Annotated in this window: 12 protein-coding genes and 1 pseudogene; 3 read left to right on the top strand and 10 right to left on the bottom strand. The window is 60.3% G+C overall.

Annotation, left to right across the window (positions count from 1 at the left end; genetic code table 11):
• The 5 genes from ABX749_RS04305 to rpsR form a co-directional block, all read right to left on the bottom strand.
• Nucleotides 1-1,591, bottom strand: a 1,591-nt coding sequence (locus ABX749_RS04305; RefSeq protein ID WP_372894911.1) for a hypothetical protein, incomplete at its 3' end; no start/stop codon positions are given.
• Nucleotides 1,592-1,926: 335 nt separating this feature from the next.
• Nucleotides 1,927-3,747, bottom strand: a complete 1,821-nt coding sequence (locus ABX749_RS04300) for an ABC transporter ATP-binding protein (RefSeq protein ID WP_145211426.1) — start codon at nucleotides 3,745-3,747, stop codon at nucleotides 1,927-1,929.
• A 130-nt stretch (nucleotides 3,748-3,877) separates the two neighbouring features.
• Nucleotides 3,878-5,626, bottom strand: a complete 1,749-nt coding sequence (locus ABX749_RS04295; RefSeq protein WP_372894910.1) for an ABC transporter permease — start codon at nucleotides 5,624-5,626, stop codon at nucleotides 3,878-3,880.
• 348 nt (nucleotides 5,627-5,974) lie between these two features.
• Nucleotides 5,975-6,400, bottom strand: a complete 426-nt coding sequence (locus tag ABX749_RS04290) for an acyl-CoA thioesterase (RefSeq protein WP_372894909.1) — start codon at nucleotides 6,398-6,400, stop codon at nucleotides 5,975-5,977.
• Nucleotides 6,400-6,678, bottom strand: a complete 279-nt coding sequence (gene rpsR / locus ABX749_RS04285) for a 30S ribosomal protein S18 (protein WP_233903022.1) — start codon at nucleotides 6,676-6,678, stop codon at nucleotides 6,400-6,402. Before rpsR ends, ABX749_RS04290 begins: the two co-directional genes overlap by 1 nt.
• A gap of 576 nt (nucleotides 6,679-7,254) precedes the next feature.
• Here rpsR and fusA point away from each other — a divergent pair.
• Nucleotides 7,255-9,336: an elongation factor G gene (fusA, locus tag ABX749_RS04280; protein WP_145211436.1), complete on the top strand. Its 2,082-nt coding sequence runs from the start codon at nucleotides 7,255-7,257 to the stop codon at nucleotides 9,334-9,336.
• 32 nt (nucleotides 9,337-9,368) lie between these two features.
• Here the strand turns inward: fusA and ABX749_RS04275 are convergent, their stop codons facing one another.
• The 5 genes from ABX749_RS04275 to ABX749_RS04255 form a co-directional block, all read right to left on the bottom strand.
• Nucleotides 9,369-9,674, bottom strand: coding sequence for a hypothetical protein (locus tag ABX749_RS04275; RefSeq protein ID WP_145211439.1), 306 nt, complete (start codon nucleotides 9,672-9,674; stop codon nucleotides 9,369-9,371).
• Nucleotides 9,671-10,402 carry a 4Fe-4S dicluster domain-containing protein gene (locus tag ABX749_RS04270; RefSeq protein WP_372894908.1) on the bottom strand — a complete coding sequence of 244 codons (732 nt, stop codon included), beginning with the start codon at nucleotides 10,400-10,402 and terminating at the stop codon, nucleotides 9,671-9,673. Before ABX749_RS04270 ends, ABX749_RS04275 begins: the two co-directional genes overlap by 4 nt.
• A gap of 76 nt (nucleotides 10,403-10,478) precedes the next feature.
• Nucleotides 10,479-11,300: a diheme cytochrome c precursor gene (locus ABX749_RS04265; protein ID WP_372894907.1), complete on the bottom strand. Its 822-nt coding sequence runs from the start codon at nucleotides 11,298-11,300 to the stop codon at nucleotides 10,479-10,481.
• Nucleotides 11,297-13,714, bottom strand: coding sequence for a molybdopterin-dependent oxidoreductase (locus ABX749_RS04260; RefSeq protein WP_372894906.1), 2,418 nt, complete (start codon nucleotides 13,712-13,714; stop codon nucleotides 11,297-11,299). Before ABX749_RS04260 ends, ABX749_RS04265 begins: the two co-directional genes overlap by 4 nt.
• A 16-nt stretch (nucleotides 13,715-13,730) precedes the next feature.
• Nucleotides 13,731-13,988 (bottom strand): hypothetical protein, encoded by a 258-nt coding sequence (locus ABX749_RS04255; protein ID WP_372894905.1) that lies wholly within the window; start codon nucleotides 13,986-13,988, stop codon nucleotides 13,731-13,733.
• A gap of 250 nt (nucleotides 13,989-14,238) precedes the next feature.
• On the opposite strand from ABX749_RS04255, the gene ABX749_RS04250 reads away from it, so the two are divergent.
• Both ABX749_RS04250 and ABX749_RS04245 read left to right on the top strand, forming a co-directional pair.
• Nucleotides 14,239-14,808: a cytochrome c3 family protein gene (locus tag ABX749_RS04250; protein ID WP_372894904.1), complete on the top strand. Its 570-nt coding sequence runs from the start codon at nucleotides 14,239-14,241 to the stop codon at nucleotides 14,806-14,808.
• A pseudogene (locus ABX749_RS04245) lies at nucleotides 14,792-15,243 on the top strand (4Fe-4S ferredoxin); the annotation flags it as partial. The gene ABX749_RS04250 and the pseudogene ABX749_RS04245, both read left to right, overlap by 17 nt.

Genomic DNA, 15,243 nt, shown 5'->3' with positions numbered 1-15,243 from the left:
CCAATGACGCCCGTTGAGCTTGCAAGACGCTGCTTCGCCAATGCTGTTTGGCGATCTCCGTCGTCGACTCCGCGGCCGCTTGCTGCGGTCGCGTGTGCAAGTCCCAGCCTGCCGTGTCGGGGTTGACGCCGACCACATAGTCTCCGGGCGTGACCAGCGTCGACTTGCTGCTGCCGTCACCGAGTCCGCGATCAAAATCGATCCGGGCCGGGCCGTCCAACCGGTGCTGCATCACCGAACCGGCTGCGGCGATCTGCGGTTGACCATTGATCAGGTAATGGAATTCGGCGGGCGATTCACTGGCGTCGATGGTGACGTCCACCGCGGTCTTTTGACGAAGATCCCAGCCGTCTTGATCGACCACCCAGCGATACATGCCATTCTTAATCGTGTATCGCTTGACGACGCCTTTCCCGTTTTGAAACGCGACGACGAAGGATTGGTCCAACGGCACCATCTCGCCCGGGGCGAGCGTGATTTCCAACGCGTCGTCACAGACAAAACTGATCGGTGTCGTGTTGAGTTCTGGACTGTAGAGCACCACGGCGGGAATGCCTTCGGGAAGCTGCATGTCGGTCACGGTACTACCGCCAGCTCCCAAGCCGACGCCCAACAATCCCGTGATCGCTTCATCCGGCGCGTCGCTTTTGGCGGCCGCTTCGGCGATCCGTGTGAACAGGTCGTCGCGACGTTGCACCCCCAGCACCCGCGCGATCTCGCTCAGCACGACCATGTTGCGGATGTTCTTGGCGCGCTGGGCAATGACTGCGATCTCATTGCCGCTGAGAACCTGCCCTGTGATGCCGGTCACCTTGTTCCGCAACGCTTCGATCGCTTCGGTCAAGGTTTTCTGATCGGATTCGGGCGGCAACGCCGCGATTTGATCCGCGGCGTCGGCGGCGTCAAAGAGGGACGACCAGACTTGCCGCGACCCCGCGGCGGTCAGGGCCGCATCGTGGTTGAGCATCAGGTCGGCGCGCGCGGTTTCGGGATCATTCTTGTTCAATCGATTCTGATAGTCGCGACGCAACGCCTCCAGCGTGGCATCACCCGAAGATTGGCCGAGAGAACGCATGACGGCCTGATCGATCTGGCCGGCGATTTCGGCCGCTTCGGCACGAATGACTTGACCGGTCAAACGCGGACCTGCGGAGACGACGTGGGTCAACGCAATTTCCGTCGGCGACGGATTGGGCGAAACCGACGGTCGCGACACGATTCGGTTTTCAGGTGGATCGACCGGAGGCGGAGCGGTTGGAGCCGGAGCGACGCTAGATGGCGGCTGAACCTGGTAGGACCCCGAGGGCACGGTTTGTGGAGAAGGTTGCGGGCGGATGACTTGGGGACGCGAAGGACGCGTCGGCGTTCGCCCGCCCCGACCCGGCAACCTTCCGCCTTTTCCGAATCCTCCGTTCAATCCCTTTTCAAGGATCTGGCCACCGGCACGGTCCAGGATGACAGGCCCGACGGCCGGCAAGATGACTTTTCCCAACGCCTCGCCGATGATGTCCTGCCCCGAAGAAGCCGACGGAAACGCGGTGAGTGTTCCAGCGGCGGCCAGAAGACAGAGGATTTTGTGTCGTCGTTTCATCTCGTCGCGCCATCGTTGGAGGATTCAGACCGCGAAAACGGGGTCAGGAGTCAATAGCCGGAACGGCCCTACGGGTGCTTCGCACTATTGACTCCTGACCCCCTTTTCGCTCGCCGTTGGAGGATTCAGTGGTTCGCAAAGACTAGCTCAAAAACCAGCGACGCGGCGCCCGCAAAACACCGCTAAATCGACAAGGTCTTGACCAAAGCAGAGGCCCCAAGGCTTGCGGCAAACGGCTGATCATCAATGGACATCAGCCGGTTCGCGCCAGCGTCCGGGTGCCCGCATCCTTCCATTGTGCCCGATTTCGGAGAGCCGCGGGGGATCGCAGCGAATCATCGCCCCGGGCGGTAGGGGTTGAACAACAGATAATTCAGATGGCGATACAGATCGCTGTCGCTCAGCAATTCTGAATGTTTTCCTTCGCCGGCGAGATTGGGGCCGTTGAGCAGAATCACGCGATCGGCTGTTCGTAAGGTTTGCAGCCGCCGCGGCAACATCACGACCAACGATCCCTGGTCGACCAGTTTCTTGATCGCCTTCAAGCACGGATCATCGGCCAGTTGCGCGTTCGGTGCCGGCGGTTCATTGACCAGCAAGATCGGCGGGCGATGCAGCAGCGCCCGGGCCAGTCCGATCCCATAGGTCGCTTCGGTGGACAACGAAAATCCTTCGACCGATGCATACGTCGACAGCCCTTCGGGAAGACGCTGGATCTGTTCATACACATCGACTTCGCGTAACGCCTCGACGATGTCCGCGTTGCTGATCGTGCCGCCGCTTCCGGCCGACAGGTTTTCTTCGATCGTCCCATCCCACAACGGGCCCGACGGTTCGATCCACATCACATTCTTGGCCAGCGACGCGGGGTGAACCTCCAACAACTTCAGCCCATCGATCCGAACTTCGCCTGAGCCCGGACGTCCGAATCCCATCAACAATTCCACCATCGCTTGCGGAGACACCGAATCGGTTCCCAACAGCGTCACCAGAGACTTGGGCGTGAACTCCGTCGTGATGTGATTGAGGATCGCCTGACCGTGCGAATCGGCCAGCGTCACGTCACGAAACTCGACGCCGTCCCGCAGCCCGGCCAATCCGACGCGTTGTTCCGAAGGCGTCGCTCCATCGCTTTTGCGCAAGTACCCATAGACCGCATCGCAGGCCGTCCCGCTGGCACGCAATCGTCGGGCGAGTGTTTGCAATCGCCACACGCCCGACACCGCGCCGGCAAGCGCCAACCCCAACACCACTGCCGACGAAAGACTTAACCCGGAGTCGGTCTCCAGCAGATTCAGCCCCAACCCGATGACCATGATGGCGGTGGCCGCCGACGTGGCCAAGAACAGCAGCGGCCAGACACGTCCCCGCCGGGAATCGTTTTCTGCCAATTTCTGATACAGCTGGTCCAGTTCGTGTTGAAACGAAGCTTCGGCAATGCCTTGCGCCTGCAGCCGAGCCATCTTGGGGGCGCGACCGACCAACGCCGCCATCTGGGCGCGCAACTGCGGCAGCTCCCACCGACCGGCTTCGTCCGTGTCGCCGCCATGCACCTGACGATACAGACGCCAAACCATCACGCCGCTGATCACCGCGACAATGGCCAACCAGATATGAACCAACAGGGCCAGCGACACGCACCCGAGCAACAGAAACAGGCTGCGGGGCAACGAGCGATACCAAAGCGACAGCCCGGCCTGAACCGACGGCAGGTGCCGACCGATCAGCTTCTGAGCGTTCAACGATTGCGCGGCGGCACCTTCCAACTCGGCGCGACGCACGCTCTGTTTCAAGACCTTTTGATGCAGCGACTTGGTGATCGCCGCGGCACGACGATCCGCCAAGCATCGATGACGCCAAACCGCGGCGCTCAACACGACTGCCATCGCAAAGGCCAGCGAAGTGAGCTGGGTGAGTTGGACCAGTGGCGGCTGATCGACAAACGACGCCGGAAGCCGGATGTACAGATTGGCTCCCAACCGCACCGTCGATTGGCTCAGCTCTCCAGTCTGCAGCAACAGCGAAATCAGGCCGACGACCAAAACGATGCACGGGACCAGCAGTCCGGCGAGCGTCGCCCAAAATAACGAGAACAGTTTGCCCGGACCCGCCTCCGGTTCATTGCGGGCTGCCGACAAGGTGTGAAATCGATTCAAAGCAACGGCTCCCCGATGATAAACGCCACTGAGTCTTCGGGGAACGAAACGTCTGTTGATCCAATCCGAAGGTCTCCGCAGTGCGTCCGGCGTGTGTCGCCATGCGGAAACCTGGTTTTTCGTTCACCCACTATGCCAAATCGCGGTCCTCGAACAACAGCATCGCCAGCATCCAAATCGCGACCGCGAAACACACAAGATAGTTAAAAGAACCGGCCAAGTAGATCCATGGGACCTGGCTTCCACTATCCATGGCGCTTTGAACGTTAAAAATGTTCAAATTCGGGACAATCACCGCGATCAGATTGCCGAAGAAGCCGACCAGCGGGTTTTCGCCCTGGGCCGACGCGACGAGCGGCTGGGTCAGGTTTCCGATCACATAGATCACAAAACACAGGATCAGATTGGCCAGCAGGGGCAGCCGGGTGGCCAGGGCAACGGCGATCGACGCGATCACCATCGTCTGCATGAAGTACAGCCCGAGGACGGGAACGGTGGACATGATCTCTTCGAATCCGATTTCCCAAATCGGCGTCGCCGCGGCCGTCTCGCGGGCGTCATAGATCGGCTTGTAGGCCATCAACAACAGCAACACGGCTCCGATGATGACGAACATCACCGCGACCGACATGATGATGCCGGCATACTTGCCCAGCAAAAACGATCGCCGCGACACCGGCTTGCTCAGCACCGTCAACGCCGTTCGACCTTCGATCTCTTCGCTGACCGAAGTTCCCGAACTCCAAACGGCTTGCAACATCGCCAGCACCATGATCAGCGTCACGCTGCTGTCCTTGAACATGCGAATGTCATCGCCGAGCGTATTGAAGGGGTAGATCGAAAAGATGATGACCCCGACCACGCCAATCACCAACAGAATCAGATACAGCGTCTGGGCCATCTCGTTCTTGGCGGTCGACCAGGCCAACGCCCAGACACGCGGTGCGGCTTGTCGAAACGCCACCAGCCCGCTGAACAGAAAGAACACCATCGCACCGATGCCGGCCGCCTGTGTGACCTCGGGGACTCGGGGGATCGATGTCATCGTGATCGTGACGGTCGCCGGATCGAGTTCGCGGTTCTGGATGTGGAACCGTGACGGGTCCTGCGGCAGCGGCGGCTGGTCACGGTCTTGATAGCGGAACACCAACGTCTCGCCCGCGTCGACGCGGGTCGGATTGCGTTCAAAATCGATCATCTCGGCGCCATCGGCCAACATCACCGTCTTGTCGGTCGTGATCTTCAGCTCGGAAATCCCCGTCAAGTCATAGTCGATGGACTGGGGGTGAAACGTCGCCGCATCGGGACTGACCGAAGGATCGGCGCCGGGGATGGTCAGCGCGACTTCCGTGACGCCGTCACCGACCAAATGGACTTCCGAGAGCGAGCGGACGAACCGCATCGGGTCGGAGATGAAGTAGCTGCCCGCCAGACCGACCAGGACAAACAACCCCGCGACCGACAACACGTAAGGCACGATGCCCTCGGTCAAGATCTCTCCCCATTCCACCCGCGTGCGATACCACATCGCATAGATGATCGCGTAGCCCATCACCAACCCGATCAGAACCAGCGGCAGGATCAGCGTTTGCGCAAACCCGTCGTCGGACCAGGCGTACTGGCTGCACAGCAACACCGCGATCACGACCCCGATCACCAGCGAGGCAATGTTTCCGGTGGTCGGCGAATCGGCCAATTTTCCCAGCGGCGGAATGAACGACAGCAGCGCCAGGACTCCATAGAACAGCGCCGCGACCCCCGCTCCGAGCAGCAGACCGATTGCGATCGTGTAAATCGGTGTGACCCAAATTGGAAACCAGTCCGCAATTTGCCCGAGCAACATCGGTCCGGGGAACAAATTGGAAACGTCCAACGACAAGCCAGAAATGGCGGCAGGAGCCGATAGCACAGACGGGGCCATGAGCAGGGCAGCAACGAGGTGAAGGGAGACAAGCGCGAGCGACGGACCTTTTCCGCCGACTGATCGCTACGCAACGAGTCGCCAAATGGTTGCCCCGCTTCCCCGAGATTTCTCAGTTTCGCAGCGAAGTCACATCGGGCATGCTGTGCATGCCAACCACCACACGTAGGGCATGCTGTGCATGCCAACCACCGCACGTCGGGCATGCTTGGCATGCCAACCACCACACGTCGGGCATGCTGTACATGCCAACGCCTCGCCGGGCACAACCTGACCGACGCCACGGGACGCAATTCCCATCCGCCCCTACACGGATTCCAGCTTGGCGCGGATCTCATCGGGGATCATCGCCTTTTCCAGCCCACCGCCGGGGCGGAGACGGCAGCAGACAACGACCGTGGTCCCTTTGGCGACCGGGACGATGCCCCCGCCTTCGTCCTGGCGTGAGAACGCCACCTGGTAGCGGATACTGGAGCGGCCGATCTTGACGACCGAAACCTCGATCTCCAGCCAATCTTCGAAGCGGGCGGCGTTGGCGTAATCGCAGCTGACACTGACGCGAGGCCACGTCACGGAGGGGTCGTCGTGGGAATCCGGCAAGACCTTGATTCCCAACGACCGCAACATTTCGTGCTCGGCGGATTCCATCCAGGGAAAGAACGCCGAAAAGTGAACAATTCCGGCGGCATCCGTGTCACGAAACTCGACGAGACGACGAGTTCGAAAACTCATCAATCGCCTTGGAAGGGCAGCAGAGCCATGTAGCGGGCGCGTTTGACGGCGGCGGTCACCGCGTGCTGGCTGACGGCCGTGCATCCGCTCTTGCGCCGTCCGACGATTCGGCCTTGGCGATTGATCATTTTCTTCAGCAGCTCGACGTCTTTGTAGTCCACGTACATCGGACGGGGACGCTGACCATCGACAAAAATCGGATCTTGTTTCTTGGCTCGGGAGCGGACGCGTGAACGTTTTCGGGCTCGGCTTCGCGAACTCATCGGTCGGGCTGGCATTTCTTTTCTTGGGCTCTACAGAAAGGGTGGCGATCGGACACTCAAGGCGGCGTGCAACACCCTTAAATCGCTGAAGCGGTGTTGTCGGTGAAGACGTCGCGAGTGGTCGGTGAGACAGGAGCTTGGGCGGAAACCATTCCCGCGGGCGGCTCATCGACTCGCCAAGGGATCGAATGAAGCGGGGCAGTATGCCGCGGTCGCAGCCCTTCGGCAAGAGGAAACCAGCGGGGGCCTTGTGAAAACGGTGTGAAAAGCGGTCGAATTGTTGGCCGCTCCCGTTGGATTTGCCCTTTCCGCTGGGCCAAACCTTTGCCATATTCCGCAAAAATTTTCGGCGTGATTCAAGACGGCCTCCTTTGCCGCGATCGAATCAGCCCTTCCCCGTTACTGAGACTTGTACCGAGCCGGCTGTACCGTTTGCCCCCCAGGGGGCGTCGCGGACGACACCGATCGGTGCCCCACAACACAATTCGTTCCGACCCACCATTCTCGGTCTTTCCAATAAACAAGTTGACGCGAATTGTTTTCCGCGTCCCCGAGACGTCTTCGGTCGGCTGCGACAGCTAGGTGAATGAGATGAAATTGGAGAAAGTTAGAAACATTGGGATCAGCGCCCACATCGACTCGGGCAAGACCACATTGAGCGAACGCATCTTGTTCTACGCTGGTCGAATTCACAAGATCGAAGACGTCCGTGGCGGCGGCGACGGCGCGACGATGGACCACATGGAACTGGAAAAGGAACGTGGGATCACGATCACCAGTGCCGCCACCAGCCTGGAATGGAAAGGCTACAAGATCAACCTGATCGATACGCCCGGCCACGTCGACTTCACCGTCGAAGTCGAACGTTCGCTCCGCGTCCTCGACGGCGCCGTCCTGGTGCTGTGCAGCGTCGGCGGCGTCCAGAGCCAATCGATCACCGTCGACCGGCAAATGAAACGCTACCAAGTGCCCCGCGTCGCGTTCATCAACAAGATGGACCGAACCGGTGCCAACCCGTTCCGCGTCGTCGAACAACTCCGCGACAAATTGGGTGCCGAAGCGTTCTTGATGCAATACCCGATCGGTGCCGAAGACAAATTCCAAGGCGTCGTCGACCTGATCGAAATGAAGTCCTACCGCTTCTCCGGCGACGAAGGCCAAAACGTCGACGTCGGTGAAGTCCCCGCCGAATTGATGGACAAGTGCGTTGCCCAACGGGCCCACATGCTCGAGCAGTTGTCGATGTACAACGACGAGATGATGGAACTGTTGCTCAGCGAAGAAGAAGTGCCGCTGGAGATGATCTACAAGGTCACCCGCGACGCCGTGCTCGCCGGTGCCACCCCGGTCTACATGGGCAGTGCGTTCAAGAACAAGGGTGTCCAGCCGCTGCTCGATGCCGTCAACCGCTACCTGCCCAGCCCGCTGGATCGCGAAATCCGTGGCGTCGACCCCAAAGACGAAACCAAAAAGATCGAACTGAAACCCGATCCGGATGCACCGTTCGTCGGCATGGCGTTCAAGATCGTCGACGACGAGTTCGGCCAATTGACCTTCATGCGGATCTACCAGGGAACGATCCAAAAAGCCGGCACCTACGTCAACCAACGGACCGGCCGCAAGGAACGCTTCAGCCAAATCGTGCGAATGCACAGCGACAAACGCGAAAAAATCGATTCGGCCTGCGCCGGCGATATCGTCGCCGTCACCGGCATCGATTCGGCCAGTGGTGATACCTATGCCGAAGAGCGAGATCAGTGCACGCTGGAATCGATGTTCGTCCCGGATCCCGTCATCAAGATCGCGGTCATGCCCAAGAACCGCAGCGACGGCGACAAGATGAGCAAGGCGCTGCAGCGGTTCCGCAAGGAAGACCCCACGTTCCGCGTGATGACGGACGAGGAAACCAACGAAATCCTGATCAGCGGCATGGGCGAATTGCACCTGGAAGTCTACATCGAACGGATCCGTCGTGAGTACGACGTCGAAATCGAAGTCGGGGCGCCCAAGGTCAGCTACCGCGAAAGCCCGACCCGCGCGATCGAGTTCAATTACAAGCACAAGAAGCAAACCGGTGGTTCGGGACAATACGCCCACATCGTCGGCAAGCTCAGCCCGCTCGATTCGATCAGCGAAGACAGCTTTGAATTCGAAGATCACGTCGTCGGCGGCCGGATCCCCAAGCAGTACATCCCGGCAATCGAAAAAGGGTTCCGAGATATCCTGGGCAAAGGCCCCCTCGCGGAATACCCCGTCGTGGGCACCAAGATCGATCTCGACGACGGCTCGTTCCACGAAGTCGACTCGTCGGAAAAAGCGTTCTACACCGCCGCCCAAGGTTGCTTCCGCGAGTACTTCAAGCAAGCCGCTCCGAAGTTGCTCGAACCGATCATGAAGATCGAAATCGAGTGCCCGGAAGATTTCCAAGGGACCGTCGTCGGTGACGTCATCCGTCGCCGCGGCATCATGAACAGCAACGACATCGTCGACGGAGTCAGCGTCATCATCGCTGAAATCCCGCTGGCTGAAACCTTCGGCTACTCGACCGATCTGCGTAGCATGACGCAGGGCCAGGGAACGTTCACGATGGAATTGGCGACGTATCGCGAAACGCCGTCCAACGTTCAGGACGAAATCGTCGAGATGAAACGTCGCGAAAAGGAAGGCAAGTAGTCCGGACGCAAGTGATCACGGCGCGATCCCCTTCATGGTGACGTGCCGTGGTCGGGCAACCGGCTGCGAATGATCTTGGTCGTCGGATCGCCGGGCAAGATCGTGTCGCTCCACCATTCCCCCTCGAATCGATAGCGGACTTGGATCGCGCGGGCGGTCCCTTGGGCGAATGCCGCTTCGGCATCGGCCAGCGTCACCGCCGCGTCGTCCGACGCGGTTCGCAACTGCACGTGCCGGACTTCAGATCCGGCCTCCAGATCGGCGAACAACGCCATCACCTGATCCCGCGCCCATTCGGCCTGCAGGATTTCTGGAAGTGGTTCTTCTTCGGGCGTCATGACGGCAAACTCGGACGATTCAGCAGCGGCATCAGCAGAATCGCGTTTTCCGGTGCCGGACAAACATAGCGGCAGACACCACAACCGGTGCATGCCCCTTCATCGATCGTCGGCTTTCCATCGGAAACGCTGATCACGCCCGCGGTCGGACAACGCTCGCTGCAAACCGTGCAGGTCGTCGAGTGATGGGCCAGGCACAGGTGCTCGGTGACCCTGGCGGTGCCAATCGTCTTGGGCAGCGACCGAGACAACACGCCCGGTTCGCAGGCACTGATGCAAGGAAAGTCTTCGCACATCAGACATGCGTTGGCATCGGCGTCGATCGTCGGCGTCCCCGCGATCGCCTCCATGCGATCCGGTGCCTTGACGATCGCGTCATGCGGACAGACATCCACGCAATCGCCGCAGCGCGTGCAACCGGCGAGAAACTGGCGCTCAGCGACGGCGCCGGGAGGCCGAAAGACCGGGAACGATCTCGGCGGCGCGGTCGTGTCGAACGCTGTCGGCGGCACCGCTTCGATCGCGATGCCGCCGATACTACGTGGCGCCTTGCTTGACGGCACAGCATCGGATCCATCGACGTCCGCGCGCGTTTTAGGATAACGCATCACCAACGGCGCCCGCTCCGAAGGCCGCACCAGTTTCCAGAGTCTGCCTTGCAGCAGATCGCGGCGATTGAGCGTCGGCTTTCGGCTCGGTTGATTATCGTCTGCCGCAGGCGATGGCATTGAATCGGACCGTGAAGTGATGAACAGGAATGAGTGGAAGAGGGCGCGTTCGCAGTACAGTGCGAGCCCAATGCCCCTAATTCACCACCACATCGAGCGGCGGCAACATCGGAATCGTCTTGGCGGGAATCGCTTGATCCAGGATCGCCGAGGGTGCGTGGCATTGGGTGCAGTTGGTTCGCCAGGGGTGCGTCGATTCCATACCCGCCCAACCGTTGGGACCGCCATGACACGCGTTACAACTTTCTCGCATCCACTGCGAATGTGGGATCGTGGGCGGCGCGCCGGGGTAGGCCCGTTTTCCGGCCTGGGGTGCCGCCAAGCCGACGAAATGATTGTCAACGTCATGGGGAACGTCTTGAAACGGCGTCGGCGGAGGCGGCGAGTGGCACTGGACGCAATTGGCCAAATACGCGTGCGACATCACGCTGGCCTTCATCCCGTCCAGCCGAACGCCGCCGCCATGGCAGGCGTAGCAGGCCGCGTCGCTGGTGTTCTCCACCGCATGCGGAATGATCGGCGGGGCGCCGTTGTACGCTCTGCGGGAAGACCGGATGCGACTGGAATCCAGTTTGTCGGCTTCACTCGGCTCGATCTTCTTAAACAAATCGTACGCCGGCTGATCCGACAGCGCGACGGGTTTTGCCTGGTAGGCGACGGTCGGCCCCATCGGCGTGGCGGGAATCTCGGCATAGCTGACCGCCGGGATGACCTTCCCCGACGCGTCGGCCGCGGACGTTTCGGCGACGTCCGTCGGAGAACGTTCGGACACGCCATCGGGCCTGGGTACACCGTCGGAAAGTCCGACGAGATAGCCGATCGCGGAAACCGCAATGACGACAAACAGGAACATGGACATCAGCCGTCCGCGGCCCGCGAGCTTTGGTTGATCGCTCATGACGACGCCTCGCTCAGCTTGCGAACTCGGGCGGCGCACTTCTTGTAATCCGGTTGCTTGGAGAACGGGTCGTGATCATCCAAGGTGCAGTTGTTGATCAGTTTGGTCTCGTCAAAGAACGGAACGAAGATCGTCCCCCGCGGCGGTCGGCCACGGCCATCGATCCACACCGGCAGCTGTGTCGTGCCGCGTCTCGATTCGATCACCACCGTTTCCCCTTGGCGAATGTTCTGCGCCAACGCGTCCTGCAGATTCATTTCGACATAGGCGGTCGGCATCGCGCGGTTGAGCTGCGGCAGACGGCGGGTCATCGTCCCGGTGTGCCAGTGCTCCAAGACCCGTCCGGTACACAGCCACATCGGAAACTCTTCGTCGGGAACCTCCGGCGGCGGTTGGTAATCGTGGAACCAAACCTGGGCGCGTCCGTCACCGCTGCTGGAATGATAGAAGTCGAATTCCTCGCCTTCGGCCACGAACGGGTCGTCGAAACCGGCGAAACGGAATCGCGTTTCACGCCAAGACCCGTCATCTTGCTGGACGACCGGCCAACGCAATCCACGCGCTTTGACGTACTCGTCATAAGGCGCCAGGTTCTTGTGCTTCATCGTCGTGAACTGGCGATACTCCTCGAACAAGTGCTTGTCGACGTTCGTGTCGTAGTAGTGTTCAAATTCCCAAATCGGGATGTCTTCACCCTGGTCATCTTTGACCGCGAAGATGAATTCGCCGTCTTTGTCTTTCATGCCTTCATGACCGAGTTCCAGCAATCGGTGCGCGATGGCGATCGTCATCCAGGTGTCGTCACGAGCTTCGCCTGGCGGATCGACCATTTTGAACCACTGCTGGGTTCGGCGTTCGCTGTTGCCGTAGATCCCGTTCTTTTCGACCCACAGCGCGGCCGGCAAAATCAAGTCGGCCAGCTGCGTCGTCGCCGTCGGATAAACCTCCGAGACGATCAAGAACTTGTCCTTCAGAATTTCTTTGTCGTTGAACAACTTGTTCAAGTTGGGCAGGGTTTGGCCCGGATTGGTGACCTGGACAAACAACGTGTCGATGTCGCCGCCTTCTTCGGCAGACTTGGTGAACTGGTCGAACATCTTGACCGTGTGATAGCCCGGCGTGGGACTGATGCGGCCGGCCGGCAGGTTCCAAAACCCTTCGCATTGGCCGCGATGATCCGGATTGGCGACCACCCGACCTCCGGGCAACGCGTGAGCCAACGTGCCGACTTCGCGAACCGTCCCGCAAGCAGACGGCTGCCCGGTCAAACTGGTCGGCGCATCGCCGGGGCGTCCGAAGTGGCCGCTCAATAGGTGGACCCCGTGGACCAGCGAGTTGACCGCCGTGCCCATCGTGTGCTGATTCATCCCCATGCACCACAAACTGGTGATCCGCAAATTGCGGTCGCCGAACAATTTGCCCAACATGCGGATCTGGTCGGCGGGAACCCCCGAAAGCTCTTCGACACGTTCGGGCGTGTAGGCCGCGATCCGTTTGCGAAACTCGTCCTCCGAAATCGCCTCACCCTGCAGCGTCGGGGATTCGGATTCGAGCGCCCGAAACGCGCAATGTTTTTCCACGAAGTCTTTGTCGTAGGTGCCCGAAGCGATCAGCTGGTTCATGATCCCCAAGGCGATCGCAACGTCGCCGTGGGGGTCCATTTCCAAATAATCGTTGGCCGCATCGGTGGTCCGGGTCCGTCGGGTGGAAATGTCGATGATGCGAACGTTCTCTCCGCGGGAACGGCGGTCGGTGACCCGTGAAAACAGAATCGGGTGCATTTCCGCGGGGTTGTTGCCCCAGGTGATCAGGACATCGCAGGCGTCCAGGTCGTCGTAGCATCCGGCCGGTTCGTCGACCCCGTACGTCGCCAGAAATCCGGTCACGGCCGACGCCATGCACAACCGAGCGTTGGGGTCGATGTGGTTATTGGAAAGCCCACCCTTCATCAGCTTTTGCGCCGCGTAACCTTCGGGGATCGTCCATTGACCGCTGCCGTAAAACGCGAACTTCTCGGGAGCGTCCATGATGCGTTTGGCGATGAGATCAATCGCTTCGTCCCACTCGATTTCGACCAAACGGCCGTCTTTGCGCAGCAACGGTTTTGTCAATCGATCCGCGCCATACAAGATCCCACCGACGTGATAGCCCTTGACGCACAACAGGCCCTTATTGACCTCGGCGGCTTTGTCGCCGGCGACCGCCACCACGCGTCCCTCGTGCACACCGACTTGGACGTGACACCCGGTTCCGCAAAAACGACAGGGCGCCTTGTTCCATGTCACATCATCGCCATCACTGGGCGCATCGGCCGCGCCGAGCACGGGCAAGGAGCCCCCTGCGTCGCCGAGCACCATCGAACTGGCCGCAGCCATCGCGGCGGACTTGAGAAAACCACGTCGCTTTGAATCCATTTCTGTTCCCTACTGGTCAGTCCACCGAATCGGTCGTTGAAGAGGAGTCTGGGGTCGCGTCGTCATCGAACCCGACGAACGCAACCTGGATGCCCGCTACTCCAGGCAAGTCCTGTACCCACTGGTAAATCTTTTTGTCGTCCGCTTGAGAAGGCGTGTCGACAACGATCGCACATTGTTGCCGGTCGCAGGCGCCAACTTCGATCGCCGGCTCGGCCCGCAAACGGGAAAGGGTCTCGTCGATGTGGTCGAACGTTTGATCGAAAGTGATCACCAAGCCGCTGATTGGCACTTCGCTTGCTTCTTCTACTTGAGTAGTGTTTAATCTGCACAGCAGTGTATAGGTTTTGTCTCGTCAGTTGAACCCAATCTCCGCCAGAAAATGCATGACGCGAATCGCCAGTCTTCTTTCAGCCGGTGTCGTTTGTACAGCCGCGCTGATGGTTGTGGTGTGCTGGGACGGCACACCACCGCGCGACAATCAGCGCAGGGAGCGCGACGTTTTAGCGCAGTCGATCTCGACGGTGCCCTCCCCGATCGTGGCTCAAGCGATCAGCGAGACAGAACGCAAGTCGAGTGCGCCGAGTGAACCTGGACGTCATGCCGTCGTGGTTCGTCGCCCCGATGGTCCACCGTTGATCGAGCTGGCCGCGACGGACCCGCAAGGTCGATCCGGTCAGGTCGCCTGCTCGACCTGCCACAGCGTCCGCCCGCCCAACCTTGCCAACCGAAACAGCGATTCGTTGGACGAGTTTCACCAGGGTTTGACGTTCAATCACGGCACTTTGGCCTGTTACGCCTGCCACAACCCCGAACAGTCCGACGCCTTGCGACTGGCCGACGGCAGCGCGGTCGAGTATCGCGACGTGATGACGTTGTGTTCGCAATGTCACGCCGCCCAGGCGACCGCGTTTCGGCACGGTGCCCACGGCGGCATGAACGGTCACTGGGATTTGTCGCGCGGTCCGCAAACGAAAAACAACTGCATCGATTGTCACGACCCCCACGAGCCGAGCTACCCCAAGATGATCGTCGGCTTCAAGCCACGGGATCGCTTTCTGAAGGATGAAACGAAGCATGACGACCACGAATGAACCGTCACCGGCAGGTGATGGCGGGGGCGATCGTTCGCTGCCGGTCATCGCAAATCCCAGCCGTCGCACCGCGGTCAAAGGCGCCTTCGCCACCCTCGGCGCCGCCGCGTTTGTCGCCGCCGTTTCCCCGTTGCGGCAAGCCGCCCAGCGGAGCTCGGCGGCCGAGTTCATGCAATCGCATTACAAACGCTTGACCGATGAGGATAAGCGTCAGGTGATCGCGCGGCTGGAAGCGGAGGCCAAAGAAAATCATGGCGTCGAAGTCGAGATCGCTGACGACCGTCCGATCCCGAACACCAAGTTTGTCTACGCGATCAACCTGAGTGTCTGCAACGGCAACGGAAAATGCGTCGAAGCCTGTCACAAAGAGAACAATCACGACCGTTCGACCGGCCAGTCGTACATCCGTGTTCTGGAAATGCCCAAGGGCACGAT

It is taken from the genome of Stieleria sp., assembly GCF_041595215.1.
Lineage (GTDB): Bacteria > Planctomycetota > Planctomycetia > Pirellulales > Pirellulaceae > Stieleria > Stieleria magnilauensis.
This window is presented reverse-complemented; position numbering and strand designations above follow the sequence as displayed.

Bases quoted from the DNA above. Each gene is read 5' to 3' on its own strand.
- ABX749_RS04265 (WP_372894907.1), bottom strand. From the start codon at position 11,300: ATGAGCGATCAACCAAAGCTCGCGGGCCGCGGACGGCTGATGTCCATG.
- fusA (WP_145211436.1), top strand. From the start codon at position 7,255: ATGAAATTGGAGAAAGTTAGAAACATTGGGATCAGCGCCCACATCGAC.
- ABX749_RS04260 (WP_372894906.1), bottom strand. From the start codon at position 13,714: ATGGATTCAAAGCGACGTGGTTTTCTCAAGTCCGCCGCGATGGCTGCG.
- ABX749_RS04290 (WP_372894909.1), bottom strand. From the start codon at position 6,400: ATGAGTTTTCGAACTCGTCGTCTCGTCGAGTTTCGTGACACGGATGCC.
- ABX749_RS04270 (WP_372894908.1), bottom strand. From the start codon at position 10,402: ATGCCATCGCCTGCGGCAGACGATAATCAACCGAGCCGAAAGCCGACG.
- ABX749_RS04275 (WP_145211439.1), bottom strand. From the start codon at position 9,674: ATGACGCCCGAAGAAGAACCACTTCCAGAAATCCTGCAGGCCGAATGG.
- rpsR (WP_233903022.1), bottom strand. From the start codon at position 6,678: ATGCCAGCCCGACCGATGAGTTCGCGAAGCCGAGCCCGAAAACGTTCA.